Below are 23,444 nucleotides of genomic sequence, written 5' to 3' on the forward strand. Positions count from 1 at the left end.
CGCGTGGAGACGAGGAAGGAAGATCCATGTCCGGAGGAACCGATGACCGGCCGGAAATCGCGCCGGAAACCTGCACCACGATGGCTGAACTGCGCGCCGTCATTGACCGGATCGACGACGATCTGGTGTCGCTGATGGCCGCGCGGCAGGCGTGCATCGACCGCGCGGCAGAGATCAAGGCTTCTGAGGGTCTTCCCGCGCATATCCCCGAGAGGGTGAGCGAGGTGCTGGACCGCGTCCGAGCCAGGGCGCAGACGACGAAACTGGACCCGGATCTTGCAGTGCTGATCTGGCGCAGCATGATCGACTGGTCGATCATGCGCGAGGAAACGGCGATGTCGATGAAGAAGAAGGACTGAACGGCCGCCCGCGCCTCAGGCGGTCAGCGCAGCGCGCAGAGCGGAAGGCAGGCGCGCGGGGCGGCCATCGGCGTGCAGCGCGGCCACCGTGACCACGGCCTGCGCCAACAGCGTATCGCCCCGCAGAACATCCTGCGTCATCACAACCCGCGCGCCGCGCAGGTCACGTACTGCTGTCGCCACCGTCAGCAGATCGTCGAACAGTGCCGGGGCGCGGTAGTCGATCTCGACCCGCCGCACGACGAACACGATACCAGTCTCGCGCCGCAGCGCCGCCTGGTCCACGCCCTGCGCGCGCAGGAATTCCGACCGCCCCCGTTCGATGAATTTCAGGTAGTTCGCGTAATAGACGATCCCGGCGAGGTCCGTGTCCTCGTAGTAGACGCGCAGGGTGTGGGTGTGCATGGCCGACCCCGGAAACCTAGTTGAATTTCTGGATTGCGCCGGTGCGCGCGTAAAGCCGCAGCGCGTGGCTCGGGTCCCGGGCGGCCGGCGGCAGGACCGGGTCATATGCAGCACGGATCAGCGCGGCGATATCGGGGCGCAGCAGCACCGTGCCGTCCGGCCCTTGCACCAGTGCCGCGCGATTGGTGAAGGCACGGTCAGACCACAGCAAGACCGACTGCACCATCTGCTGCATGGCCAGCGTGCCCGCGTCGAGCGACGCCAACTGGTCGTCCATACACAGGAAGACGAAGCACGCCTTGATCCCGCCATCGGCATCGAAGCGAAAGATGCGGTACTGGTTGGCATCTGCGGCCGCTAGCCGATCCACCAGCGGGCCAAGGTCCGGAACCAGCCGATCGAGATTCGGGGTATCGGTCAGTTCGCCCCAGTCACGCACGAAGAACACCATCAGGTTCGCGCCAAGCTCCGGGTCCGTGTCGGCCAGGGGCAGCTTGGCCAGTTCGGCAACCGCCGCGATGCCACCCTTGATCGCGGGCAGCGAGGCATCGGTGACCCCGAACACCACGGGGGCAATGGGGCGTCCCCAGCGCGCAAACAGGTAGCTGCCATCGGCGCGGGTGAACAGCGCCGTGATGGCGTCGGGCGTCAGGTCGGGAAGCATCCCCTCTTATCGCGCGGCGACGGGCCACGGGCAAGGCGCCGTCAGTCGAAGAGCCCCCCCTGTGGGGCCGGTGCGGGCGCCGCCAGCCCGAGATGAAGCCACGCATCCCGCGCCAGCATCCGGCCCCGCGGGGTGCGCTGGACCAGCCCCTGTTGCAGCAGGAAGGGCTCGATTACCTCTTCGATGGCATCGCGGGATTCCGACAGGGCGGCGGACAGGGTCTCGATCCCCACGGGCCCGCCGCCGTAGTGGTCGGCCATCAGCCGCAGGTATCGCCGGTCCGCGCCATCCAGCCCCCGGTCGTCCACGCCTAGACGCGTCAGCGCGCTGTCCGCGATGGCCTTGTCGATGCGTCCGTCGCCTTCGACCACAGCGAAATCGACCACGCGGCGCAGCAACCGCCCGGCGATGCGCGGCGTTCCACGGGCACGGCGGGCGATTTCATGCACGCCGTCGCCGGTGGTCGGGACATCCATCAGCCGCGCCCCACGCGCCACGATCTGTTCCAGTTCCGGCACCGTGTAGAAATCGAGCCGCGTCGGGATTCCGAAGCGGTCGCGCAAGGGCGTCGTCAGCAGCCCCAGCCGTGTCGTTGCGCCGATCAGGGTGAAGGGCTGCAATTCGATCCGCACGGTGCGCGCAGCAGGCCCTTCACCGATCACGAGGTCCAGTTCGTAATCTTCCAGTGCGGGGTAGAGCACCTCTTCCACGGCGGGGTTCAGCCGGTGGATCTCGTCGATGAACAGCACGTCGCGCGCATCGAGATTGGTCAGGATCGCGGCGAGGTCCCCCGCCTTGGCCAGCACGGGGCCCGAGGTCATGCGGAAGTTCACGCCCAGTTCGCGCGCGATGATCTGCGCGAGCGTCGTCTTGCCCAGGCCCGGCGGGCCGTGGAACAGCGTGTGGTCCATCGCCTCGCCCCGCTGGCGGGCAGACTGGATGAAGATGCGAAGGTTCGCCCGCGCCTCCGCCTGCCCGGTGAAATCGTCCAGCGTCTGCGGACGCAGCGCGCGGTCCCGATCCTCGGGGCGCGGATCGGGGCGCAGGTCGGGATCGGGTTGCGGCGTGTCGGGCGCGGCCATCGGGTCAGTCCTTCGGCGCAAGAAGGCGCAGGGCCGCGCGGATCAGCGCCTCGGTCGTGGGGTCCGGCATGTCCGCGGCGGCACGGGTAACGGCAGCCGCAGCCTCGGACGGTGCGTAGCCGAGATTGCCAAGCGCCGACAGCGCATCGGACTGCGCGAGCGCGCGGTCGGGCGCGGCGGGTACCGGGGCCGCGTCGGTGTCCATCATCTCCGGCGATGGTGCGGTGGACGGCGCAGTGGCCGGGGCTGCGAGCGGCGCCCCGCCTGCGCCCGCCATCGCCATCACCGCCGGGGCCTTGTCGCGCAATTCGTTGACGATGCGCTGCGCGATCTTCGGACCGACGCCCGGCGCCGCCTTCACGGATGCCATGTCACCAAGGGCGATGGCGCGGCTGACGCCTTCGGGACCGAGCGTGGACAGGATCGCCAGCGCAGCCTTGGCGCCCACGCCCTGCACCGTCGTCAGCAGCCGGTACCATTCCTTTTCCGCAAGCGACGCGAAGCCGAAGAGCTGCAGCAGATCCTCGCGCACCAGCAGGTCGGTATGCAGCGACACGACGGCACCCGCGGGCGGCAGCCCCGCCAGCGTCCGGTCCGAGCAATGCACGATATACCCCACGCCCCCCACGTCGATCATCACGTGATCCGGGCCGCGATAGGCCAGGAATCCCGTCAACCGCCCGATCATGGCAACGCCCGCGCGACCGCGGCCTGCAAACGGCCCGCCGATTGCAGATGCCATGCATGGCAGAGGGCGATGGCCAACGCGTCGGCGGCATCCGCGCCCTCGACGTCCACGCCTGGAAACTGAAGCCCGATCATGTGCGCCACCTGCCGCTTGTCGGCATGGCCGACACCGACCACGGCCTTTTTCACGGCATTGGGGGCGTATTCGCCCACGGGCAGACCGGCCTGCGCCGGCACCAGCAGCGCTATCGCCCGCGCCTGCCCCAGCTTCAGCGTGCCGACCGGGTCGCGGTTCACGAAGGTCTGTTCGACCGCTGCATGGGTCGGCACATGACGCGCGACGATGTCGCCAAGCGCCCGGTACAAGGTCAGCAATCGCGTGGCCAGATCGCCCGTACCCGACAGGCAGGTGCCATGGGCGCAATGGCGCATCCGGCCGCCCGCCACGTCGATGACGCCCCATCCGAGCCGCCTGAGCCCCGGATCGATCCCGAGAATGCGCATCAAAGCCCCCTGCCCGTTCCGCCCGCCACGGCGCGCGTGGTCCTTGCGCCACGCCTTTCTATCCCGGTTAGCACGAAAGGGGAACACTCGCCATCCCAAACCGGCGGAGCGAAGCCCCGCGTGACGCCCGGAATTGCGGCGATCCGGGCGGAAAGCGACGTTTGCGAAGACGGAACCGACGTCGACGCGCCCATCTGATTTGTACTGCATTTTCTGGCGGTTAATGGAATCTGAGCCATGCCGGCCCGGCATGGGCGCCATGCGTTTTTCGCCATTGCGAGCTTCTCTGGCCCCGCCTATCTGCCGTTTCAACACAGCAACATGCGTGGGCAAGTTGCCCTCTTTTTCATCAAGGATACGTCCCATGTCGTCCACGACGATCACCCCCGTCTTCGCGCCCCGCCATTCCGACGGGGTCCTGAACCGGCTGCGCCGCACCATCCGCGCCCGGTTCGTCGCGCAGCGCACACGCGCAGCGCTGCTGAAACTGACACCGCGCGAGCTTGAAGACGTGGGCCTTGCCCCGAGCGATATCGATCGGGTCGCGCGTCGCGTCGCCGGGATCTGACCGCGCACGCCGCTGGCCCCGTCACGCCCTGCGCAGTGTCAGCGTGGTCCAGTCGCCGATCACATCCGATGTGCTGCAGGCGAACCCGGCGTTCCCATAGGCGTCGCGCACGGCGTCAGCCTGTTCGTTCAGGATGCCGGACAGGATCGCGTACCCACCGGGTCGCACGGCGCTGGCCATGTCCGGCGCGAGATCGACGAGCGGTCCCTTGAGGATGTTGGCGAACACGACGTCATAGGGCATCGCTGCCCGGCATGCGTCGTGGTCGAATCCCGGTCCGACGAATAGCTCCAGCCGCCCTACAAGTTCGTTGGCCACAAGATTGGCTTCGGCCACTTCGATCGCCACGGGATCGATATCGCCCGCGACGACGACCGCGCTGGCCCAGACCTGCGCCGCCGCCATCGCCAGGACAGCGGTTCCGCAGCCGATATCTGCCACGCGGGTTGCCGCGAAGCCGTCAACCACCAGCCGATCCAGCGCGACGAGGCAGCCCAGCGTCGTGCCGTGGTGGCCCGTTCCGAACGCCATCGACGCCTCGATCAACAGCGCGATGCGGTCCTTGGGCAGTGCTTCGGCCCGGTCGGAATCGTGACTGCCGTAGACGAAGAACAGCCCGGCCTCGACCGGGGCCAGTTCGCGGCGGACCTGCGCCACCCAGTCGGTTTCCGGCAGTTCCGACACGGCGAAGGGGCGTGCGCCATGGGCCGCAGCCAGAAGCGCCAGCGCGATGGTGTCGGGCGCGTCCTCGAAATAGGCGCCGACCTCCCACAGGCCCGATCCATCCTCCATTTCGAAGGCACCGATGCCGGCGGGTTCCGGCTCCATCTCCTCCAATGCCAGTGCGAGGGCCTGCGCGGATTCGCGGTCATCGAGCGTGGTCAGGGCGGTGAATGTCGGCATGGCTCGGGGCTCCGGTTCGGTCGCGGGCACGCCCCGCGCCGCCGCGATGGCATGGGGCGCGGGCCGGTGCAAGCCTCCGCCGCCCGCGCACCCTTCTCAGACCGGCAGCCCCACCGGGCAGGTCACGCCGGTGCCGCCCAGCCCGCAATAGCCGCCGGGGTTCTTGGCCAGATACTGCTGGTGGTAGTCTTCGGCATAGTAGAACGGCCCGGCCGCGACGATCTCGGTTGTGGGCGCGCCGTGGCCCGCGGCCTTCAGCCGGGGTGCCATCACCGAAAGGCTCTGGTGCGCGGCGTCGTCCTGCGCCGGGCCATAGGTGTAGATGCCCGACCGGTACTGCGTGCCCACGTCGTTGCCTTGTCGCATCCCCTGTGTCGGGTCGTGCCCTTCCCAGAACACCCGCAGCAACGCATCGTACCCGACCTTCGCGGGATCGAATATAAGCCGCACGACCTCGTTATGGCCGGTGCGCCCGGTGCAGACCTCCTGATATGTCGGATTGGGCGTGTAGCCGCCCGCGTAGCCGACCATGGTCAGCCAGACACCGGGCACCTGCCAGAACGCCCGTTCCACGCCCCAGAAGCATCCCATGCCGAACATCGCTTCCTCCATGCCCTTGGGCACGGACGATTTCAGCGCGATCCCCGACAATAAGTGGGCTTCGGCGGTGTCGATCGCCTCGGCACGACCCGGAAGCGCATTTTCCGGCTGCACCATCACGGCCTTCCGCGTCTGGAAAAAGAACATGTGCGTCGCCTCCCTCTCGTGGATGAATATAGCGAAGCTAGGCGCGATCCTGTCAAGAACAGCCCCCTATTCGGCAGGCGAAAGTGCCGCACCCGTGAAAACGGTCTCGTGCCCCGGCGCGGGATGGCGCGGGATCAAGAGTGCCAGCGCCAGCGATACGGCCGCCATGCCCGCAGCCAGGGCGAAGACCGCGCCGGGCGACGTAAGCCACAGATAACCCAGCGTCGCGGGCAGGACGACGGCGGCGATGTGGTTGATCGTGAAGGCGACCGCCGCCGTCGGCGCGATGTCGGACGGGTCCGCGATCTTCTGGAAATAGGTTTTCAGGGCAAAGGCCAGCGCGAAGAACATGTGGTCGAGCACGTAAAGGGCCGCGGCCAGCACCACGCCCCAGCCGAAGTAATAGAGCCCGCCATAGGCAAGGAACACGGCCGTCAGCCCGACATATTCGAACGACAGCGCCGCACGCTCGCCGAACCGTGCCACCGCGCGGCCCATCATCGGGGCGAAGAGCATGTTCGCCACGTAATTAACAAGAAAGAGCGCCGTGACCTCATGCACCTCGAAGCCGAAACGCTCCACCATCATGAAGGCGGCGAACACGACGAAGATCTGGCGCCGTGCGCCGGACATGAACTGCAGCGCGTAATAGAGCCAGTAACGGCGACGCAGCACCACTCGGCGATGCTGGGGATGGGGTGTCTCGAACTGCGGATACGCGAACAGCGCTACGGCCGCGATGACCGCGGTGGTGCCACCCGCGATCACGTAGACGGTGGCGAAGTCCAGATCGAACGCCTTCCATGTCAGCACCAGAAGCCCGTATGCGCCCAGGGCCGCGGCCGCCCCCACGGCCACGAGCCGCCCAAGCACGCGGGGTGCCTCGTCCTTCGTGAGCCATTGCAGTTGCAGAGACTGGTTCACCGTCTCGAAATAATGGAACCCGATGGAACTTAGCAGCGTCAGCGTCAGGATGCCGCCCATCGTCGGGAAATGGGCCGTCAGCGCAGTGGCAACGCCCAATAATCCCAGGCACACGATCCCCAGCACCTGTTCGCGCATCACCAAAAGCAGCGGGATCACCCCGACCGCAAGCAGGCCGGGAATCTCCCGGACCGTGTGCAGCCATCCGATATCCGCGCCGTCGAACCCGGCGACCTCCACGACGAAATTGTTCAGAAGCGCCGACCAGGTCGCAAATGCGATGGGCATGGCCGCGGCCATCACCACCAGCAGCGCCTTGGGCCGGCGCCAGCGCGGCAGGTCTGCAGCGTGATCGAGAGGGTGCAGGGTCCACTTCATCACCGCCGGATACGACGGTTCCACCCCATGGGCGAGACCCAAACATGCCGCGCCCCCGCACGCAGGACCTGCCGCCTGCGCACAGACGCCTGCCTCGCACAGCGGGCCCCGTGCACGGCGCAAGCCGCGCATGGGGAGGCTATCGTCCGTCGCGCGCGCAGCGTGCGGCGGTCCGCTCGGTTGCCCCTACAGGAAGCTTTGCGGATCGATATCGACGGCCACCCGCAATCCCGCCTTCAGCCCGCCGCGTGCGCGCGTCGGGGCCAGCCAGTGCCAAAGCGCTGCCTGCAAGGGCGCGCTGCGGTCAGCCCGCACCAGCAGCCGCACCCGGTGACGTCCCCGTATGCGCGCAATCGGAGCGGGCGCCGGCCCCCAGACATCCGCGCCGATCTCGCGCAGTGGCGCCGCCGCCGCCGCCAACCGATTGCCGAGGTCGAACACGGCCTGCATATCCGGCCCGGACAGGATCACGCCGGCCATCCGCCCGAAAGGCGGCATTCCCAGCGCCTGCCGCTCCCCCGCCTCGGCGCGCCAGAAGTCCTCCTCCGCGCCGGTCAGGATGGCGCGGATCACCGGGTGTTCGGGCTGAAAGGTCTGCAACAGCGCCTGCCCGGGCCGGTCCGCTGCACGCCCCGCGCGCCCCGCCACCTGTCGCATCAACTGGAACGTCCGTTCGGCCGCGCGCAGGTCCGACCCCTGCAGCCCCAGATCCGCGTCGATCACCCCCACCAGCGTCAGCAGCGGAAAGTTGTGGCCCTTGGCCACCAGCTGCGTGCCGATGACGATGTCCGCGCCGCCCGCGGCAATCGCGGCGATCTGTTCCTTCAACTCCCGTGCCGTGCCGAATAGGTCCGATGACAGCACGGCGATCCGCGCGTCGGGAAAGGCCGCCGCCGCCTCGTCCGACAGCCGCTCCACCCCCGGCCCCACGGCGGCCATCCGCCCTGCCACGCCGCAGGACGGGCACTCCTCGGGCACCGGGCGGGACGCGCCGCACTGGTGGCATACGAGCCGCTTGAGGAACCGGTGCTCCACCATGCGCGCGTCGCAATCGTCGCACCCGACCTGCTGGCCGCAGGCCCGGCACAGCGTGACGGGCGCATAGCCCCGACGGTTGAGGAAAAGTAGCGCCTGTTCCCCGGCCGTCATCCGCGCGGCCACCGCCCGGCGCAGGGTGGGCGAGATCCATGACTGTGCCGGCAGGTTCTCCGCCCGCATGTCGATCGTGGCCATGTCCGGCAGTGCCGCCGCGCCGAACCGCGCACCCAGCATGCAGCGGTCATAGCGCCCCGTCTGCGCGTTCACCCAGCTTTCGAGACTGGGAGTGGCGGAGGCGAGGACAACGCGGCACCCTTCGATGGATGCACGCAACACCGCCATGTCGCGGGCGTTGTAATAGACGACCTCTTCCTGCTTGTAGGACCCGTCATGTTCCTCGTCCACGACGATCAGCCCGAGGTCGCGGAACGGCAGGAACAACGCCGAGCGCGCGCCCACCACAAGCTGTGCCTGCCCCTGCCCCACCATGGCAAAGACGCGCCGCCGTTCGGCCTGCGTCACGCCCGAATGCCATTCGGCGGGGCGTGCGCCGAAGCGCGCCTCTACCCGTGTCAGAAATTCGGAGGTCAGCGCGATTTCGGGCAGCAGGACCAGCGCCTGGCGTCCCTGCGCGATGCAGGCGGCGACCGCCTCCAGATAGACCTCGGTCTTGCCGGAGCCGGTCACCCCCTGCAACAGCGTGGTCCCATAGCCACCAGCCGCCAGCCCGTCACACAGCGTCTTCGCCGCCGCGCGTTGATCGCCGGTCAGCACAGCGCCGGGCCGCGCCGGGTCGAGCCGCGGCAGGGGCGCGTCGCGCGGCAGGTCCACCGGGTCGAGCGCACCCTGCGCCACCAGTCCGCGCACCACGCCGCCGCCCACGCCCGCCGCCTGACACAGATCGGCCTGTGTCACGGCGGCGTCGCCCATGGCATCCAAGGCATCCAGCACCCGCGCCCGCGCATCAGTCATGCGCTCCGGATCGCGCCCCCCGCGCCGGTAAAGCCGCCGCAGCGCCTGTTCCGACCCAAGCCCCGGCACACGCGTCGCAAGCCGCAGCATCATCGGCAGCGGCGTCAGCGTGTAATCCGCCGCGCGTTCCAGGAAGGTCCGCAACCCGTCCTGCATTGGCACCGCGTCAAGGCAACGGGTCACCGGGCGCAACCTTTCCAGCGGCAGGTGCGACTCCCCCGCCCCCCAGACCACGCCCAGAACGCGGCGCGGTCCCAGCGGCACCTCGACGTAATCGCCGGCGCTGCACCCGCCTTCGGGCGCACGGTAGTCAAGACAGCCATCCAGCGGCTGTGCGGTCAGCACGGCGACAGGGTGACCGGGGGCGAATGTCGGCTCCATGGGGCGAGCCATACGCGAGCCGGACGCCCCCCGGAAGGGCCATCCGGCCTTCCCCTCGGGCCTGTCCTGCGGTATGCGAGCGCAAACAGTCGCAGCCGAGGGGGACAGACCCATGAAATTCTTCGTGGACACCGCAGATATCGACGCCATCGCCGAATTGAACGATCTGGGCATGGTGGACGGGGTCACCACGAACCCGTCCCTTATCGCCAAATCCGGGCGCAACATCCTTGAAGTGACCAAGGAAATTTGCGGCATGGTCAAGGGCCCCGTCAGTGCCGAGGTCGTCGCCACCAAGGCGGACGACATGATCGCCGAAGGCCGCAAGCTGGCCGCCATCGCCGACAACATCGCCATCAAGGTGCCGCTGACCTGGGACGGGCTGAAGGCGTGCAAGGTCTTCGCGGACGAGGGCCGGATGGTGAATGTCACGCTCTGCTTCTCGCCCAACCAGGCGCTGCTGGCGGCCAAGGCGGGCGCGGCCTTCATCTCGCCCTTCATCGGGCGGCTCGACGATATCCATGTGGACGGGATGGAACTGATCCAGGATATCCGCGAGATCTACGACAACTACGATTTCGAGACGCAGATCCTCGCAGCTTCCATCCGCACGCCGAACCATGTCGCCGAAAGCGCGCGGATCGGCGCGGATGTCATCACGGCACCGCCCGCCGTCATCAAGTCGCTGGCCAGCCACCCGCTGACCGATAAGGGCCTCGCGGCCTTCATGGCGGACTGGGAAAAGACGGGACAGACGATTCTGTGATGTGCTAGGCTGCCCGCAAAACAAACGACCGAGGCAGCAGCATGACCACAGTGACAAACGGCAGCGCCGATGCGGCGCTGCGCGACCGTCTTCTTTCCGATCCCACGCTCGTTCTGGACGACCCGGATGTCCTGCGATGCCTGTTGCAGGCGCAGGACGACGCGCGGGGATCGACCGTGCGCGACCTGCGCGGCGCGGCCATGTCGCGGATGGAATCGCGGCTGGGGCAACTGGAACACACCCATCAAAGCGTGATCGCGGCTGCCTATCACAACGTGTCCACGACGGCGCAGGTGCATCGCGCGATCCTGACCATGATCGCGCCGCTGGATTTCGACGGGTTTCTCGACAATCTCGACAGCCATGTCGCAGACTGCCTGCGCCTGCGCGCGGTGCGGCTCGTGATGGAAGCGGGCAGCGACAGCCCCGACAGCGACCTGAACCCGATCTCCGGCACGCTGAGCGTGCTGCCCGTGGGCGGCGTCGCGCGCTTCCAGCAGGCTGGCGCGCGATCCACGCGGCATCACCCGGTGATCCTGCGGCAGGTGGCGTCAGGTGCGGCGCAGGTTTACGGAACAGCCGCCGCCGATATCCGGTCCGAAGCGGTCGTGCAGATCGGCCTTGGCGCGGGGCGCGCGCCGGGCCTGCTGGTGCTTGGGTCGGATGATGCGGGCCATTTCGCGCCCGGTCAGGCGACCGATCTGCTGGAACTCTTCGCGCGCGTGGCGGAACGGCTGGTGCGCGGCTGGCTGCCATGAGCCTGATCTCCCCCGCCATGGCCGACCGGCTGGCGGGGTGGCTGACCGCGCTTGCGGCACTCGACGACGCCGCGGATGCCACGATCACCGCCTATCGCGCCGACGTGGCCGGGTTCCTGGCCTTCATGGGTGGGCATCTGGGCGGGGATGCCGGGCCAGCCTCGCTGCGCGCCATCGGTCTGTCCGAAATGCGGGCCTGGATGGCGGCGGAACGGGCACGGGGTCGGTCTGCGCGGTCGCTGGCGCGGGGCCTGTCGGCGGTCAAGAGCTTCTACCGCTGGTGGTCGGACCGCGAGGATTTCGACGCCACCGCGATCCTGTCTGTCCGCGCGCCGCGTTTCCAGCGCAAGTTGCCCCGCCCTTTGGATGAGGATGCCGCGCGTGCACTGCTGGCGCAGGTGGACCTGCAATCGATGGAGCCCTGGATCGCCGCGCGGGATACTGCCGTGGTCACGCTGCTCTATGGCTGCGGGCTGCGCATATCCGAGGCGCTGGGACTGAAGGGCCGGGACGCACCGCTGCCCGAGATGCTTCGCGTCACCGGCAAGGGGGCCAAGACGCGGCTGGTGCCCGTACTCCCCGTGGCCGCGGCGGCTGTGGAGGTCTATCGGCGCGCCTGCCCTCACCCGCTACCACCCGACGGTCCGCTCTTTCGCGGGGCGCGCGGCGGGGCGCTGCACCCGGCGCTGGTGCAGAAGGCAATGCGCGCCGCGCGGATGCAACTGGGCCTGCCCGCCACGGCGACGCCGCATGCGCTGCGCCATTCCTTCGCCACCCATCTGCTGAACCGCGGCGGCGATCTGCGCACGATCCAGGAACTGCTCGGCCATGCGCGGCTGTCCACGACCGAAGCCTATACGTCGATCGACGCAGCGCGGCTGATGACGGTCTATCGCAACGCTCACCCGCGCGCCTGAGGCAACCGGGCACAAGGGCGCTGTCTGCCCCCTGGCCGCGAGCGCGGTCATTCACCCCCGGGGAAATTTCCGGACAAAAGTTGCGGGAGCCGCGATCAGGCTGCGCCGGAGTCGGCGTTCCTGTCGCGCGCCGCATCCATGCGCGCGCGCATCTCGCGGATGGCGGCTTCGAGCCCGGTGAAGATCGCCTCTCCGATCAGGAAATGCCCGATGTTGAGTTCGCGCAGTTGCGGCAGCGCAGCGATGGGACCGACCGTGTCGAAGGTCAGCCCGTGGCCCGCATGGACCTCCAGCCCCAGCCCGTACGCAAAAGCGGCCATGTCGGTCAGCCGCGCGAGTTCCGCGTCACGCTCGGCGAAGCGGCCATCGGCGTGGAAGTCGCAATACGCGCCGGTATGCAGTTCGATCACCTCGGCCCCGATCCGGTGTGCCGCTTCGATCTGACGCCGGTCGGCAGCGATGAAGATCGACACCCGGCAGCCCGCGTCGCGCAACGGCGCGATGAAATGCGCCAGCCGGTTTTCCTCGCGCGCGACCTCGAGCCCGCCTTCGGTGGTGCGTTCCTCGCGCTTTTCCGGCACGATGCAGACCGCGTGCGGCTTGTGGCGCAGGGCGATGGCCTGCATCTCGTCGGTCGCGGCCATCTCGAAATTGAGCGGCACGGTCAACGCCGCCATCAACCCGTCGATATCGGCATCGGTGATATGGCGACGGTCCTCGCGCAGATGCGCGGTGATACCGTCGGCCCCGGCCGCTTCGGCCAGCCGCGCGGCGCGCAGTGGGCAGGGATAGGCCGATCCGCGCGCGTTGCGCACCGTCGCCACATGATCGATGTTCACGCCGAGACGCAGGGGTTCCGGTGACATGGTGGCGTTCCTTCTCGTTCCACGATGCGTCACAGTCTAGGACGCGGAGTGGCGCTTGTCAGTGCCGACGGCGACCTTTTTGCGCGCGCGGGAGATGCGGCGGGCCTGATAGGCGTGTACCACCCGCAACGTCATCGCATGGCTCAGAACCGCGGCCACAAGACCGGGCAGGAACCCGCCCACGGTATAGGGCAGCACGACCGCGAAGAAAAAGCCCTGCAACTGGTCCCAGTTCGCACCGCCCCGCGTGACCACGCCGACGAGATTGGCCGTCAGTTCGCCAAGCGCACCGGCGAAGGCGGGCAGCACGTCCGATAGCGGAATCGGCGTCTGCACCTGCAGGATCATCTCGCCCAGTTCGATGGACATGGCCGCGATCAGGGGAAAGGTCAGCGGGTTGCCCACCAGTGTGGACAGGAACGCCGCGATCTTGTTGCCCTGGATCAGCCACGCGAGAAGCACGGCGAACAGGAAGTGGAAGCCGAAGAAAGGCGTAAAGCAGACGAAGACGCCACAGGCTACACCGCGGGCGATCCGCCCCGGCCGATCCGGAAGCCGCCGCAGGCGATGCCAGTTGTAGCTGAAGGCGCGTTTCCAGCCGCCGGGCGGATAGACCCAGGCCTGCATCCTGCGCCCGAGACTGGGCTTGTCGCGCCGCTTGAACACCATGTCCGTACCTCTTCCGCCTGTCAGCCCCGCGATGCGTCGCGGTAGCGGTGCAGCTCCGCCACGTTGCTTTCCGCTTCCAGCGCTGTCGTGACCCGGTGCAGATGTTCGGTGTCGCTGAGATCGACTTCCAGCCGCACACGATAATAGTCGGGCTTGCGGTCAACGAAGACGAGATCCGCGATATTCGCCTTCTGCTCACCGATCAGGGTGCAGATGCGCCCCAGCACGCCTGCATCGTTGGTCAGCACGATGTCGAAGGTCACGGAATGCACTGGCGCGTGAGGGCCCGAATGCCAGCGCAGGTCGATCCAGCGGTCGTTGTCGTCCTCGAACTGGGCCAGGCACGGACAATCGATGGCATGCACCACGACGCCGCGGCCGGGCATCGTGATGCCCACGATCCGCTCGCCCGGCACGGGCTGGCAGCACTTGCCGCGATCCCAGGTCTGGTCGGCCTCAAGCCCCACCACGGCGCGGCCGGGATCGATCTGTTCGCCCTTGCGGTCCGCGAGTTCCGGGTAAAGCGCCGCGATCATCTCGCGCGCGACCATCTCGCCGCCGCCGAGCCGCGCAAGAAGTTCCTCGGAGTCGCGCCCCAGGCCAAGCCGGGCGGCGGCGGTCATCAGCGCCTTTTCCGTCACGCGCTTATCGATCTGTTCGAACGCTGCGCGGGCCAGTTCGCGCCCGAGCTTGACGAAACGCGACCGGTTCTCGGCCCGTAGCGCGCGACGGATGGCCGACTTGGCCTTGCCGGTCATGGCGATGTCCATCCAGGTGGCCTGGGGGCTTTGACCTTCGGCAGTGATGATCTCCACCGACTGCCCGTTGCGCACCTGGGTCCAGAGCGGCACGCGCCGCCCGTCGATCTTGGCGCCAACGCAGGCATTGCCGATCCGCGTGTGGATGGCATAGGCGAAATCCAGTGGCGTCGCGCCGCGCGGCAGTTTCACCACGTCGCCCTTGGGCGTGAAGCAGAACACCTTGTCGGAATACATTTCGAGCTTGACGGCCTCGAAGAATTCGTCGTCATCGGCCGATGCCTCGAAATGCTCGGCAAGCCCGGCGATCCACGCGGCGGGGTCCACGGCAAAGGGATTCTCCGCCCGCTCGCCATCCTTGTAGGCCCAGTGCGCGGCCACCCCGGCCTCCGCCACGTCGTGCATCTCGCGTGTGCGGATCTGCACCTCGACGCGCTTGCCGTCGCGGCCCAGCACGGCGGTGTGCAGGCTGCGATAGCCGTTCTGCTTGGGCTGGCTGATGTAATCCTTGAACCGCGTGGGCACGGCGCGCCAGCGGCGGTGAATCGTGCCCAGCACGCGGTAGCAATCCATCTGGGTCTCGGTGATGACCCTGAACCCGTAGATGTCGGACAGGCGGGAAAAGCTGGTTTCCTTCTGTTCCATCTTGCGCCAGATCGAATAGGGCTTCTTGGCGCGCCCCATCACCTCGGCCTTGATGCCCTCGGCGGCGAGTTCCTTCTCGATATCCTCGCGGATGCGGCCCAGCACGTCCCCCGCCTCGCCAGTCAGCTTGACGAAGCGGCGCATGATGGAGGTCCGTGCCTCGGGGTTGAGTACCTGGAAGGCGAGGTCTTCCAACTCGTCGCGCATCCACTGCATGCCCATCCGGCCTGCCAGCGGGGCATAGATGTCCATCGTCTCGCGGGCCTTGCGCACCTGTTTCTCATGCGGCAGCGACTTGATCGTGCGCATGTTGTGCAGACGGTCGAACAGCTTCACCAGGATCACGCGCACGTCCTTGGACATGGCCATGAACAGCTTGCGGAAATTCTCGGCCTGCTTGGTCTCGGTGGAGGTCAGTTGAAGGTTGGTGAGCTTCGTGACGCCGTCCACAAGGTCCGCGATCTCGCGGCCGAAATGGCGGGTGATATCGGCGCAGGTGGCCGCCGTGTCTTCGACCGTGTCGTGCAGCAGCGCCGTGATCAGCGTCGCGTCGTCCAGCCGCTGCTCGGCCAGAAGCGCCGCCACGGCGACGGGATGGGTGAAATACGGCTCGCCGGACCGGCGCCGCTGGCCTGCATGGACCTGCTTGGCATAGTCATAGGCCGCGCGCAGGAGCGTCGCGTCCGTCCGGGGATTGTAGCTTTGAACGCGGGCGACAAGGTCGTTGATTGGGATGAGCTGCTCCATGCCGCACCGCGCGCCGGGATCAGCCCTTTTCCTGCGCCTGCATCAGTGCACGCAGCAGCTTTTCCTCGGACAGGTCGTCTTCGGCGGGACGGTCCTGTTCGACACCCATCAGAAGCGACATCTGGTCGTCCTCGGGCTCGTCCACCTCGATCTGTGTCTGGTGGCTTTCGATCATCCGCTCGCGCAGCGCATCCGCGCTCTGCGTTTCCTCGGCGATCTCGCGCAGGGCCACGACCGGGTTCTTGTCCTTGTCGCGGTCGATTGTGAGCGGCGCACCGGACGTGATCTCACGCGCGCGATGGGCGGCGAGCAGGACCAGTTCGAACCGGTTCGGGACTTTATCGACGCAGTCTTCGACGGTGACGCGGGCCATGATTCGGTTCCTGTAGCAGACGAGGCGGAAAAACGGACGCCTAGACCAGATCGCCGGGAAACGCAAGGCACCGCCCACGGGCCGCCATGCCGGTCCGGCCTGACCCCGGCGCGGGGTTTCGGCGCCCTATCCCGTGGGCGGCGGGTCGATGGGTCGTGGTGCTGCGCGCTCCGCGGCAGGCAGGGCCGCGACCATCTCGGACACCGTGCGGCCCAGGACTGGATGGCGCCAGTCCGGCGCGATATCGGCCAGCGGCACCAGCACGAATGCCCGATCCTGAAGACGCGGATGGGGCAGAACCAGTCGATCAGGCGTCTGCGTTCGCTGCGCTGCGGGGGACAGCGCCACCCAGTCGGCATGGGTTTGCGCATCGGGCAGCACGATGTCGCCGATGGCCAGCAGGTCGAGGTCAGCCGTACGCGCGCCCCAACGGTCGCGCCGTTCACGGCCGCAAGCTTCTTCGATTGCATGCAAACGGGCCAGAAGCGCGTCGGGCGTGTCGGTCACGTGGAGCATCGCGCAGGCGTTGACATAGTCCGGCCCGGCACCGGGTGGGAAGCACGGCGTGGTAAAGAAGCGGCTGACGGCCTTGACCTTGATTGTTTGACAGGCCATCAGGCGCAATGCCTGTCTCAATGTAGCAAAAGGCACACCGAAGCGGGAGGAGAGGTTTGCACCGAGCGCGATATGTGCGACCATGTGTTTTGTGTTCAAAGTTGTGCAATCCTTTTTCCGCCCGCTTTCATCCGGCTACACGCCGTCGTACTAGTCCCACGGCCGATGACCGTGCAACCAGCATTGCCTCGTCCGGCCATTATGAAGGGTTATTTGAATGTTCTACCGCGATGAGCGCCTGGCGCTCTTCATCGATGGTGCGAACCTCTACGCAGCCGCGCGGGCGCTCGGGTTCGACATCGACTACAAGCTGCTCCGACAGGAATTCATGCGCCGCGGAAAACTGCTGCGGGCTTTCTACTACACCGCCCTGCTGGAAAACGAAGAGTATTCCCCGATCCGACCGCTGGTGGACTGGTTGCATTACAACGGGTTCTCCATGGTCACGAAGCCGGCCAAGGAATACACCGACAGCCATGGCCGCCGGAAGGTCAAGGGCAACATGGACATCGAGCTGACGGTCGATGCGCTCGAGATCGCGCCCCATGTGGACCATATCGTGCTGTTCTCGGGCGACGGCGATTTCCGCCCGTTGATCGAGGCGTTGCAACGCAAGGGCGTGCGCGTGTCGGTCGTGTCCACGATCCGCAGCCAGCCCCCCATGATTTCCGATGACCTGCGCCGTCAGGCCGACAATTTCATCGAACTCGATGAATTGAAGGACGTGATCGGGCGGCCTCCGCGCGAGCCGCGCGATCAGGACAACGGCTATCACGGTGCGACAGCCGACAACGCGAGCGAGACGACCGGATCCTGACTTGTGACCCTGCGCCAGCCGGGGGGAAGCGATGCTGACCCCGGCGGCCATGGCCCAGCTTGCGGGACTGTTCGCCGCCGCGTTCGGCGCCGCGACGCTCCTCCCCTTCCAGTCGGAAATCGTGTTCGTCGCCATGCAGGTGGCGGGCAACGTTCCGGTGTGGTTGCTGCTCTTGGTGGCGAGCATCGGCAACACCGCTGGATCGGTTGTGAACTACGTGATGGGATTGGGCGTGGAACGGTTCCGGGGGAGCCGTTGGTTTCCCGTCTCGCCCGCCCAGCTTGACCGCGCGCAGCACTGGTATGCGCGCTGGGGGGTCTGGACATTGCTCCTGTCCTGGGCGCCCTTCGGCGACGGCTTCACCGTGGTCGCGGGCATGATGCGGACGCGGTTCTGGCTGTTCCTGCTGCTTGTGGCCATCGCGAAGACCGGCCGCTACGCCGTGCTGGCATGGGCCACGGCGCAAGCCGGCGGTTGATGTGTGCAGTCCGCACCCGCGCCGCCGAACCGCGCCGCGCCCACGGCGTCACTGACCGATGCGCGCCTCTTCTACTGGGTAGCCGAGGCCACCCTGAAACCCGTATGCGCCCTGGTGACACTCGCTGCACGCCGTCATCACGTCGACGCCCATCGGTGAGCCGTTCGGGGCGACGAGCATGTAATACCAGTCGTCGGTTTCGGGCGAGGTTCCGGCTTGGACCTTCTGCATAAGGAACAGCGGGCCGGGGCGCACGTTGCCGTCATCGTTCACGGAAAAGCTTTCCTTCGCGATCCAGGTTCCCGCCGGGATCTTCGGGTTCTCCGCGTAGCGCAGATATTCCTCCGCGCCCACGTCGTTGACCCAGGTCAGCAGAAAGCGGTTGTCGTGAAAGCCGGGTGCCGCGGGAAAGCTGCTGGCCAGCGTCCAGTTGCGGTAATCATCTACCTTGTCGGTGGGAATCCACTGTTTCGCACCCGAGGTGTATCCATCATGGAGCGCCTCGGCGAGGCAATCATACACCGCCTGCGCCTCGTCACCGGTCAGCTCCGATCCCGGCTTGCCCGGGTCGCAAGCCAGCGCACCGCCCGCCATCAGCACGCTTGCACCGAAAGCCGTGAGGCCAATATTCCGTGTCGTCGCAATCATGGTCTGTCCCTCTTTTTCGGGCGTTGCGCCCGTGTGCGAAGCGTCGCATGGCCGCTGGTCGACGCAAAATGACAGACGATCACGAAGTCGGAACGCGGCTCCCACCAAGGTCAGCCGCCGGCGTTCACCCGGTCATGCATGGCGCGCACCCGTGGTGGCCATGTGCTCTTGATGTAGGCAAGCGCGGCGATGATGTCTTCGTCGCTCAGCACGTCGCCAAAGCCTATCATGGCGCTCTGGTACCCGCCGCCGACGATGGCCGCGGTCCCGTATTTCGTGATCCGGAACAACAGTTCGTCTTGGTGGTGCCATGTGTGACCGGATGCATCGTGGGGCGGGGCGGGCAGAAGCCCGTCGGGGCCGGGGCTGCGCCAGCCCGGCTGGCCTTCGAGCGCCACACCGTGACAGCTTGCGCAATGCCCGGCATAGACCTCGGCCCCGCGTGCGACCGCCGCCCGGTCCTGCCATGGCAGAAACCCCTCCGCCGCGGTGCTTCCCGCCATTCCCGCAAGACACAGGGCCGAGCAGATCATGGGCCGCATCGCAATCTCCTTCCATGAACCATGACGCCAAAGTGGTGCTTCCCGCGCTGGAGGCTCAAGTCACGCCCCCGTGACCACGCGGCCCCTCTGGACCCGCGCGTGCACAGGGCTTAGGTCTGGGGCAGAACCGGAGTGACGCCATGACGAAGCCCCCGCTGACCATCCTGCTTGCCGCGCCGCGCGGCTTCTGCGCCGGAGTGGACCGCGCCATCAAGATCGTCGAAATGGCGATCGAAAAATGGGGCGCCCCCGTCTATGTCCGGCACGAAATCGTCCACAACCGCTATGTCGTTGACGGTCTGCGCGCGAAGGGCGCGGTGTTCGTCGAGGAACTCGACGAATGCCCGACCGACCGGCCCGTGATCTTCTCGGCCCATGGCGTGCCCAAGGCCGTTCCCGCCGAAGCCGCCCGGCGCGAGATGATCTATGTCGACGCCACCTGCCCGCTTGTCAGCAAGGTGCATATCGAAGCCGCGCGCCACGCCGAGAACGGATTGCAGATCATCATGATCGGCCATGCCGGCCACCCGGAGACGATCGGGACCATGGGCCAGTTGCCCGCCGGCGACGTGCTTCTGGTGGAAACCGAAGCGGACGTGGAGACGGTGGCACCGCGCGACCCGACGAAGCTGGCCTTCGTCACGCAGACCACCCTGTCGGTCGATGACACCGCCGGGATCGTCACCGCGCTCAGGGCACGCTTCCCGGCCATCGTCGGCCCGCACAAGGAAGACATCTGCTACGCCACCACCAACCGGCAGGAGGCGGTGAAGGCCGCCGCCCCGCGCGCCGATGCGCTGCTGGTGGTGGGTGCGCCCAATTCCAGCAATTCGAAACGGCTGGTGGATGTGGGCGCGCGGGCGGGCTGTGCCTATGCCCAGCTCGTGCAGCGCGCCGCCGATATCGATTTCCGCGCGCTCGACGGGATCCGGACACTGGCGATCACTGCCGGGGCGTCGGCCCCCGAGGAGCTTGTGACCGAGGTCATCGACGCCTTCCGCGACCGCCACGATGTCACGGTGGAACTGGTCGAAACCGCGCAGGAGAACGTCGAATTCAAGGTGCCGCGCATCCTGCGCGTGCCCGCGTGACGCACGTGATCTCGCTGCAATTCCTGCTCACGGCGCTCGCGGTGGTGGTGATCCCCGGCACCGGGGTGATCTACACGCTCGCCATCGGGCTTGGGCAGGGGCCGCGCGCCGCACTGGCCGCCGCACTGGGCTGCACGCTTGGGATCGTGCCGCATCTCGCTGCGGCGGCGCTGGGACTTGCGGCAATCCTGCATGCCAGCGCGCTGGCCTTCCAGGTGCTGAAATTCGCCGGGGTCGCCTATCTGCTCTGGCTGGCATGGCAGGCGCTGCGCGCGGATGGCGCGCTGGCCGTCACGCCCGAAAGCCGACGGGCCCCCGCCGGGGCGATCGCCCGGCGCGGGGCGCTCATCAACATCCTGAACCCCAAGCTGTCGCTGTTCTTCATGGCACTTCTGCCGCCTTTCCTGTCCGGCGACCCGGCCCGCGCCACCGCCGAGATCGCCCTTCTGGGCGGCGTGTTCATGGTGATGACCCTTGGTGTCTTCGTGCTCTACGGCCTTTTCGCTGCCGCCGCCCGCGCGCGGCTTCTGAGCAGCCCGGCGGCCCTGCGCTGGCTGAGCCGCGGTTTCGCCGCCGTGTTCGCAGCGGTGGCCGCGCGGCTTGCGGTGGAACGGGCATGACCCTGCCCGCCTTCGCCCCATGAAGGACACCGGCGGCTCACAACCACCCATTCCACCTGCCGCCCTTTGGCTGGGGCTGGCGGGCGTCATCCCCTTCGCTTGGGGTGCCGCGACCGAGATCAGCCCCGCGGTGCACGCCATGGGCATGGACCTGATCGGTCCGCGCTTCGTAGGCCAGTACGTCATGATCTTCTACGGGACGATCATCCTGTCCTTCATGTCCGGCGTTCTGTGGGGGTTCGCCACCCGCACCACGGGGCGCGATGCGGCCCTCGGCTACGGCATCAGCGTCATCCCCGCGCTCTGGGCCTTCTTCTTCGTGGGCGGCGGGGCGGACCGGGCGGCATGGGTGCTGATTGTCGGGTTTATCGCCCTGATGGCGCTGGATTACGGGTTCTGGCGCGCTGGCCTCGCCCCGGCGTGGTGGATGAACCTGCGCAGTCTTCTGACCGCGCTTGTCGTGGGCTGCCTGACCTTGGGGATCATGTTCTGATGGCCGATCTGACGCTCTATGCGATGCCGTCCTCCGGTAACAGCTACAAGGTGCAACTGTTGCTGGCGCTGCTGGGACGGGACTACACGCAGGTTGCCTGCGAATACGGCACGCCCGCATTGGCGCAAGCGAAGGCAACCGGCGCGCTCCCCTTCGGCAAGCTGCCCGCGCTGCACATCGGGGACGGCACGATCCTGTCGGAATCCGGCGCGATCCTGTGGTACTTGGCGCAGGGCACCGACTGGATCCCGACCGACCCGCTGGCGCAGGCCGAGATGCTGGCCTGGATGTTCTTCGAGCAGAACAGGATCGAGTCGGTCATCGCCGTTCGCGCAGCGCTGCGTTGCTATCCGCACCGCGCCGCCGATGCGACGCCAGACCGGCTCGCAGCTCTGTTGACCGAAGGAAATGTCCTGCTAACGATCGTTGAAGATCAACTGGCATCACGCGACTGGCTCGTGGGCAAGGCCCCGTCGCTGGCAGACATTGCCGTCTATGGCTATGTCCACACGGCCGGATCGCGCGGCGGCCATTCCATGGAACCCTATCCCGCAATCGCCCGCTGGTGCGCACGCCTCGAAGCCCTGCCGGGCCACGTGCCGTTGCAGGCGACCCCATGACCCGGCTCTACGCCTATACGGATGGGGCATGCAGCGGCAATCCCGGCCCAGGCGGCTGGGGGGCCCTGCTGGTTGCCCGCGACGGGGATATCGTGGTGCGCACCCGCGAATTGCAGGGCGGCGAGGCCGAGACGACAAACAACCGCATGGAGCTTCTGGCCGCGATCCATGCGCTGGAAACCCTGTCGCGCCCGTCCGCCGTGACGGTCATCACCGACAGCGCCTATTTGAAGGGTGGTGTTACCCAGTGGATCCACGGCTGGAAACGCAACGGCTGGAAGACCTCGACCCGCAAGCCGGTGAAGAACGAAGATCTCTGGCGCAGGCTCGACGCCGCACAGGCGCGCCATGACGTGACGTGGGAATGGGTCAAGGGCCATGCCGGCCACCCGGAAAACGAACGCGCCGACGAACTGGCCCGCGCGGGCATGGCCCCGTTCAAGCCCGCCCGCAGACCGGCACAGAAGGCATGAGCCCGCCCGCGCTGCTGGATCTGGCCGCCGTGTTCGTCTTCGCGCTCACGGGCGCGCTCGTCGCGAGCCGGGCGCTGCTGGACCTTGTCGGCTTCTTGTTCGTGGCCTGCCTGACGGCGGTGGGCGGCGGAACCGTGCGGGATCTGCTGCTGGGCCGCAGCCCGGTCTTCTGGGTGGAGGCCCCGGAATACATCCTGTTGGCCTGCGCGGCTGCGGTTCTGGTGTTCTTCACGGCGCATCTGCTGGAAAGCCGCTACACGGTGCTCGTCTGGCTCGACGCCGTCGCGCTGTCGGTCGCCGTGGCCGCGGGTGCGGCGGTCGCGCAGACGATGGACCACGGGCCTGTGATCGTGGTGCTGATGGGCATCACAACGGGCTGCTTCGGCGGGCTGATGCGCGACGTGGTCTGCAACGAGGTTCCGCTGGTCCTCAAGGCCGGTGAACTGTACGTGACCGCTGCATTCGCAGGGGCCGCGGCATCCGTGTTCGCAGCCCATCTTGCCGACGCCGCCCTGCCGCCGCTCCTTGCCTGTATCGTGACGACCTTCGCGCTGCGCGCGGGGTCGATCCGGCTGGGCTGGAAACTGCGCCCCTACAAGCCCCGCCCGCCCCGCCACCGCTAGAGCGTGTCGCCCCTGATCGGATTCTGGATTCCCATTTCGATCATCCCGTGATTCCCTGTTCTGGAGGCAGATATGGGGGTCAGGTATGGGTAAGCCGCATCCTGTTGAGTTACGTGAACGGGCGGTTTTGCTTGTTGAGCAAGGCAGCACGCACACCGAGGCGGCGCGGCGCCTGTGTGTTTCCATCAAGTTCGTCAATGACATGGTGCGGCTCAAGCGCGAGACTGGCGCGCTTGCGCCAAAGCCGCAGGGCAATCCGGGACGCGGCAAGCTGACCGATGTCAAAGACTGGGTGCGGCGCCGGATCGCGGCC

The 23,444-nt window shown here is 67.4% G+C and carries 29 protein-coding genes and 1 pseudogene; 14 read left to right on the forward strand and 16 right to left on the reverse strand.

Going from position 1 to position 23,444, the window contains the following annotated elements; translation table 11 throughout:
• Window positions 1-26: 26 nt before the first annotated feature.
• The gene (locus DDE13_RS13825) at window positions 27-359 is read left to right on the forward strand and encodes a chorismate mutase (RefSeq protein ID WP_111404883.1); all 333 of its coding nucleotides are present in this window, start codon (window positions 27-29) and stop codon (window positions 357-359) included.
• Between the two features lie 15 nt (window positions 360-374).
• Here DDE13_RS13825 and ybgC read toward each other — a convergent pair whose 3' ends face one another.
• Genes ybgC through ruvC form a run of 5 tightly spaced genes read right to left on the reverse strand, consistent with a single transcriptional unit; the run spans window position 375 to window position 3,701 of the window.
• Window positions 375-764 carry a tol-pal system-associated acyl-CoA thioesterase gene (gene ybgC / locus DDE13_RS13830; RefSeq protein ID WP_111404884.1) on the reverse strand — a complete coding sequence of 130 codons (390 nt, stop codon included), beginning with the start codon at window positions 762-764 and terminating at the stop codon, window positions 375-377.
• A 16-nt stretch (window positions 765-780) separates the two neighbouring features.
• Entirely contained in the window at window positions 781-1,428 is a 648-nt protein-coding gene (locus DDE13_RS13835; protein ID WP_111404885.1) for a hypothetical protein, read from the reverse strand.
• Window positions 1,429-1,469: 41 nt separating this feature from the next.
• On the reverse strand, window positions 1,470-2,510 hold the full coding sequence (ruvB, locus tag DDE13_RS13840) for a Holliday junction branch migration DNA helicase RuvB (RefSeq protein ID WP_111404886.1): 1,041 nt from the start codon (window positions 2,508-2,510) through the stop codon (window positions 1,470-1,472).
• Between the two features lie 4 nt (window positions 2,511-2,514).
• Window positions 2,515-3,198 (reverse strand): Holliday junction branch migration protein RuvA, encoded by a 684-nt coding sequence (gene ruvA, locus DDE13_RS13845; protein WP_111404887.1) that lies wholly within the window; start codon window positions 3,196-3,198, stop codon window positions 2,515-2,517.
• Window positions 3,195-3,701, reverse strand: coding sequence for a crossover junction endodeoxyribonuclease RuvC (gene ruvC / locus DDE13_RS13850; RefSeq protein ID WP_111404888.1), 507 nt, complete (start codon window positions 3,699-3,701; stop codon window positions 3,195-3,197). The genes ruvA and ruvC overlap by 4 nt, the downstream gene beginning before the upstream one ends.
• A gap of 364 nt (window positions 3,702-4,065) precedes the next feature.
• Here ruvC and DDE13_RS13855 point away from each other — a divergent pair, with 364 nt between their 5' ends.
• Window positions 4,066-4,269 (forward strand): DUF1127 domain-containing protein, encoded by a 204-nt coding sequence (locus DDE13_RS13855; protein WP_111404889.1) that lies wholly within the window; start codon window positions 4,066-4,068, stop codon window positions 4,267-4,269.
• 21 nt (window positions 4,270-4,290) lie between these two features.
• Here the strand turns inward: DDE13_RS13855 and DDE13_RS13860 are convergent, their stop codons facing one another.
• The 4 genes from DDE13_RS13860 to DDE13_RS13875 all read right to left on the reverse strand — a co-directional run bounded on the left by DDE13_RS13860 (window position 4,291) and on the right by DDE13_RS13875 (window position 9,612).
• Window positions 4,291-5,172 carry a 50S ribosomal protein L11 methyltransferase gene (locus DDE13_RS13860; protein WP_111404890.1) on the reverse strand — a complete coding sequence of 294 codons (882 nt, stop codon included), beginning with the start codon at window positions 5,170-5,172 and terminating at the stop codon, window positions 4,291-4,293.
• 96 nt (window positions 5,173-5,268) lie between these two features.
• Window positions 5,269-5,919, reverse strand: coding sequence for a peptide-methionine (S)-S-oxide reductase MsrA (gene msrA, locus DDE13_RS13865; protein WP_111404891.1), 651 nt, complete (start codon window positions 5,917-5,919; stop codon window positions 5,269-5,271).
• A 66-nt stretch (window positions 5,920-5,985) separates the two neighbouring features.
• Window positions 5,986-7,221, reverse strand: coding sequence for an MFS transporter (locus DDE13_RS13870; RefSeq protein WP_111404892.1), 1,236 nt, complete (start codon window positions 7,219-7,221; stop codon window positions 5,986-5,988).
• Window positions 7,222-7,407: 186 nt separating this feature from the next.
• Window positions 7,408-9,612: a primosomal protein N' gene (locus DDE13_RS13875; RefSeq protein WP_111404893.1), complete on the reverse strand. Its 2,205-nt coding sequence runs from the start codon at window positions 9,610-9,612 to the stop codon at window positions 7,408-7,410.
• A gap of 112 nt (window positions 9,613-9,724) precedes the next feature.
• On the opposite strand from DDE13_RS13875, the gene fsa reads away from it, so the two are divergent.
• The 3 genes from fsa to DDE13_RS13890 are packed head-to-tail and all read left to right on the forward strand — an operon-like array spanning window position 9,725 to window position 12,053.
• Window positions 9,725-10,378, forward strand: coding sequence for a fructose-6-phosphate aldolase (gene fsa, locus DDE13_RS13880; protein WP_111404894.1), 654 nt, complete (start codon window positions 9,725-9,727; stop codon window positions 10,376-10,378).
• Window positions 10,379-10,419: 41 nt separating this feature from the next.
• Window positions 10,420-11,136: a DUF484 family protein gene (locus DDE13_RS13885; RefSeq protein ID WP_111404895.1), complete on the forward strand. Its 717-nt coding sequence runs from the start codon at window positions 10,420-10,422 to the stop codon at window positions 11,134-11,136.
• The gene (locus DDE13_RS13890; protein ID WP_111404896.1) at window positions 11,133-12,053 is read left to right on the forward strand and encodes a tyrosine recombinase XerC; all 921 of its coding nucleotides are present in this window, start codon (window positions 11,133-11,135) and stop codon (window positions 12,051-12,053) included. The genes DDE13_RS13885 and DDE13_RS13890 overlap by 4 nt, the downstream gene beginning before the upstream one ends.
• 95 nt (window positions 12,054-12,148) lie before the next feature.
• Here DDE13_RS13890 and DDE13_RS13895 read toward each other — a convergent pair whose 3' ends face one another.
• The 5 genes from DDE13_RS13895 to folK all read right to left on the reverse strand — a co-directional run bounded on the left by DDE13_RS13895 (window position 12,149) and on the right by folK (window position 16,810).
• Window positions 12,149-12,919: a pyridoxine 5'-phosphate synthase gene (locus DDE13_RS13895; RefSeq protein WP_111404897.1), complete on the reverse strand. Its 771-nt coding sequence runs from the start codon at window positions 12,917-12,919 to the stop codon at window positions 12,149-12,151.
• Window positions 12,920-12,955: 36 nt separating this feature from the next.
• A complete protein-coding gene (locus DDE13_RS13900; RefSeq protein ID WP_111404898.1) occupies window positions 12,956-13,588 on the reverse strand; it encodes a DUF2062 domain-containing protein in 633 nt (210 codons plus the stop codon).
• Between the two features lie 20 nt (window positions 13,589-13,608).
• Window positions 13,609-15,738, reverse strand: coding sequence for a RelA/SpoT family protein (locus tag DDE13_RS13905; RefSeq protein ID WP_111404899.1), 2,130 nt, complete (start codon window positions 15,736-15,738; stop codon window positions 13,609-13,611).
• Window positions 15,739-15,757: 19 nt separating this feature from the next.
• Window positions 15,758-16,111: a DNA-directed RNA polymerase subunit omega gene (gene rpoZ / locus DDE13_RS13910; RefSeq protein WP_111404900.1), complete on the reverse strand. Its 354-nt coding sequence runs from the start codon at window positions 16,109-16,111 to the stop codon at window positions 15,758-15,760.
• A gap of 126 nt (window positions 16,112-16,237) precedes the next feature.
• On the reverse strand, window positions 16,238-16,810 hold the full coding sequence (folK, locus tag DDE13_RS13915) for a 2-amino-4-hydroxy-6-hydroxymethyldihydropteridine diphosphokinase (RefSeq protein WP_111404901.1): 573 nt from the start codon (window positions 16,808-16,810) through the stop codon (window positions 16,238-16,240).
• A 133-nt stretch (window positions 16,811-16,943) separates the two neighbouring features.
• Here folK and DDE13_RS13920 point away from each other — a divergent pair, with 133 nt between their 5' ends.
• Window positions 16,944-17,543: a LabA-like NYN domain-containing protein gene (locus DDE13_RS13920; RefSeq protein WP_111404902.1), complete on the forward strand. Its 600-nt coding sequence runs from the start codon at window positions 16,944-16,946 to the stop codon at window positions 17,541-17,543.
• A gap of 31 nt (window positions 17,544-17,574) precedes the next feature.
• Complete coding sequence (locus DDE13_RS13925; RefSeq protein WP_111404903.1) at window positions 17,575-18,021, forward strand: YqaA family protein; 447 nt, start codon at window positions 17,575-17,577, stop codon at window positions 18,019-18,021.
• Window positions 18,022-18,069: 48 nt separating this feature from the next.
• Here the strand turns inward: DDE13_RS13925 and DDE13_RS13930 are convergent, their stop codons facing one another.
• On the reverse strand, window positions 18,070-18,669 hold the full coding sequence (locus DDE13_RS13930; protein WP_111404904.1) for a hypothetical protein: 600 nt from the start codon (window positions 18,667-18,669) through the stop codon (window positions 18,070-18,072).
• Between the two features lie 110 nt (window positions 18,670-18,779).
• On the reverse strand, window positions 18,780-19,211 hold the full coding sequence (locus DDE13_RS13935; protein WP_111404905.1) for a c-type cytochrome: 432 nt from the start codon (window positions 19,209-19,211) through the stop codon (window positions 18,780-18,782).
• 140 nt (window positions 19,212-19,351) lie between these two features.
• Here DDE13_RS13935 and ispH point away from each other — a divergent pair, with 140 nt between their 5' ends.
• From ispH to DDE13_RS13970, 7 genes and pseudogenes are all read left to right on the forward strand, one after another.
• Window positions 19,352-20,302, forward strand: coding sequence for a 4-hydroxy-3-methylbut-2-enyl diphosphate reductase (ispH, locus tag DDE13_RS13940; RefSeq protein WP_111404906.1), 951 nt, complete (start codon window positions 19,352-19,354; stop codon window positions 20,300-20,302).
• 5 nt (window positions 20,303-20,307) lie between these two features.
• A complete protein-coding gene (locus DDE13_RS13945) occupies window positions 20,308-20,922 on the forward strand; it encodes a LysE family translocator (RefSeq protein ID WP_111404913.1) in 615 nt (204 codons plus the stop codon).
• Between the two features lie 19 nt (window positions 20,923-20,941).
• Window positions 20,942-21,415 (forward strand): DUF3429 domain-containing protein, encoded by a 474-nt coding sequence (locus tag DDE13_RS13950; protein WP_111404907.1) that lies wholly within the window; start codon window positions 20,942-20,944, stop codon window positions 21,413-21,415.
• The gene (locus DDE13_RS13955) at window positions 21,415-22,035 is read left to right on the forward strand and encodes a glutathione S-transferase family protein (RefSeq protein ID WP_111404908.1); all 621 of its coding nucleotides are present in this window, start codon (window positions 21,415-21,417) and stop codon (window positions 22,033-22,035) included. The genes DDE13_RS13950 and DDE13_RS13955 overlap by 1 nt, the downstream gene beginning before the upstream one ends.
• A complete protein-coding gene (gene rnhA, locus DDE13_RS13960) occupies window positions 22,032-22,508 on the forward strand; it encodes a ribonuclease HI (protein WP_111404909.1) in 477 nt (158 codons plus the stop codon). Before DDE13_RS13955 ends, rnhA begins: the two co-directional genes overlap by 4 nt.
• Window positions 22,505-23,131, forward strand: a complete 627-nt coding sequence (locus tag DDE13_RS13965; RefSeq protein WP_111404910.1) for a trimeric intracellular cation channel family protein — start codon at window positions 22,505-22,507, stop codon at window positions 23,129-23,131. Before rnhA ends, DDE13_RS13965 begins: the two co-directional genes overlap by 4 nt.
• A gap of 85 nt (window positions 23,132-23,216) precedes the next feature.
• Window positions 23,217-23,444 (forward strand): annotated as a pseudogene (locus DDE13_RS13970) (helix-turn-helix domain-containing protein); the annotation flags it as partial.

The organism is Meridianimarinicoccus zhengii (assembly GCF_003254465.1).
Taxonomy (GTDB): domain Bacteria; phylum Pseudomonadota; class Alphaproteobacteria; order Rhodobacterales; family Rhodobacteraceae; genus Meridianimarinicoccus; species Meridianimarinicoccus zhengii.

Bases quoted from the DNA above. Each gene is read 5' to 3' on its own strand.
- DDE13_RS13825 (WP_111404883.1), top strand. From the start codon at position 27: ATGTCCGGAGGAACCGATGACCGGCCGGAAATCGCGCCGGAAACCTGC.
- ybgC (WP_111404884.1), bottom strand. From the start codon at position 764: ATGCACACCCACACCCTGCGCGTCTACTACGAGGACACGGACCTCGCC.
- DDE13_RS13835 (WP_111404885.1), bottom strand. From the start codon at position 1,428: ATGCTTCCCGACCTGACGCCCGACGCCATCACGGCGCTGTTCACCCGC.
- ruvB (WP_111404886.1), bottom strand. From the start codon at position 2,510: ATGGCCGCGCCCGACACGCCGCAACCCGATCCCGACCTGCGCCCCGAT.
- ruvA (WP_111404887.1), bottom strand. From the start codon at position 3,198: ATGATCGGGCGGTTGACGGGATTCCTGGCCTATCGCGGCCCGGATCAC.
- ruvC (WP_111404888.1), bottom strand. From the start codon at position 3,701: ATGCGCATTCTCGGGATCGATCCGGGGCTCAGGCGGCTCGGATGGGGC.
- DDE13_RS13855 (WP_111404889.1), top strand. From the start codon at position 4,066: ATGTCGTCCACGACGATCACCCCCGTCTTCGCGCCCCGCCATTCCGAC.
- DDE13_RS13860 (WP_111404890.1), bottom strand. From the start codon at position 5,172: ATGCCGACATTCACCGCCCTGACCACGCTCGATGACCGCGAATCCGCG.
- msrA (WP_111404891.1), bottom strand. From the start codon at position 5,919: ATGTTCTTTTTCCAGACGCGGAAGGCCGTGATGGTGCAGCCGGAAAAT.
- DDE13_RS13870 (WP_111404892.1), bottom strand. From the start codon at position 7,221: ATGAAGTGGACCCTGCACCCTCTCGATCACGCTGCAGACCTGCCGCGC.
- DDE13_RS13875 (WP_111404893.1), bottom strand. From the start codon at position 9,612: ATGGAGCCGACATTCGCCCCCGGTCACCCTGTCGCCGTGCTGACCGCA.
- fsa (WP_111404894.1), top strand. From the start codon at position 9,725: ATGAAATTCTTCGTGGACACCGCAGATATCGACGCCATCGCCGAATTG.
- DDE13_RS13885 (WP_111404895.1), top strand. From the start codon at position 10,420: ATGACCACAGTGACAAACGGCAGCGCCGATGCGGCGCTGCGCGACCGT.
- DDE13_RS13890 (WP_111404896.1), top strand. From the start codon at position 11,133: ATGAGCCTGATCTCCCCCGCCATGGCCGACCGGCTGGCGGGGTGGCTG.
- DDE13_RS13895 (WP_111404897.1), bottom strand. From the start codon at position 12,919: ATGTCACCGGAACCCCTGCGTCTCGGCGTGAACATCGATCATGTGGCG.
- DDE13_RS13900 (WP_111404898.1), bottom strand. From the start codon at position 13,588: ATGGTGTTCAAGCGGCGCGACAAGCCCAGTCTCGGGCGCAGGATGCAG.
- DDE13_RS13905 (WP_111404899.1), bottom strand. From the start codon at position 15,738: ATGGAGCAGCTCATCCCAATCAACGACCTTGTCGCCCGCGTTCAAAGC.
- rpoZ (WP_111404900.1), bottom strand. From the start codon at position 16,111: ATGGCCCGCGTCACCGTCGAAGACTGCGTCGATAAAGTCCCGAACCGG.
- folK (WP_111404901.1), bottom strand. From the start codon at position 16,810: ATGGTCGCACATATCGCGCTCGGTGCAAACCTCTCCTCCCGCTTCGGT.
- DDE13_RS13920 (WP_111404902.1), top strand. From the start codon at position 16,944: ATGTTCTACCGCGATGAGCGCCTGGCGCTCTTCATCGATGGTGCGAAC.
- DDE13_RS13925 (WP_111404903.1), top strand. From the start codon at position 17,575: ATGCTGACCCCGGCGGCCATGGCCCAGCTTGCGGGACTGTTCGCCGCC.
- DDE13_RS13930 (WP_111404904.1), bottom strand. From the start codon at position 18,669: ATGATTGCGACGACACGGAATATTGGCCTCACGGCTTTCGGTGCAAGC.
- DDE13_RS13935 (WP_111404905.1), bottom strand. From the start codon at position 19,211: ATGCGGCCCATGATCTGCTCGGCCCTGTGTCTTGCGGGAATGGCGGGA.
- ispH (WP_111404906.1), top strand. From the start codon at position 19,352: ATGACGAAGCCCCCGCTGACCATCCTGCTTGCCGCGCCGCGCGGCTTC.
- DDE13_RS13950 (WP_111404907.1), top strand. From the start codon at position 20,942: ATGAAGGACACCGGCGGCTCACAACCACCCATTCCACCTGCCGCCCTT.
- DDE13_RS13955 (WP_111404908.1), top strand. From the start codon at position 21,415: ATGGCCGATCTGACGCTCTATGCGATGCCGTCCTCCGGTAACAGCTAC.
- rnhA (WP_111404909.1), top strand. From the start codon at position 22,032: ATGACCCGGCTCTACGCCTATACGGATGGGGCATGCAGCGGCAATCCC.
- DDE13_RS13965 (WP_111404910.1), top strand. From the start codon at position 22,505: ATGAGCCCGCCCGCGCTGCTGGATCTGGCCGCCGTGTTCGTCTTCGCG.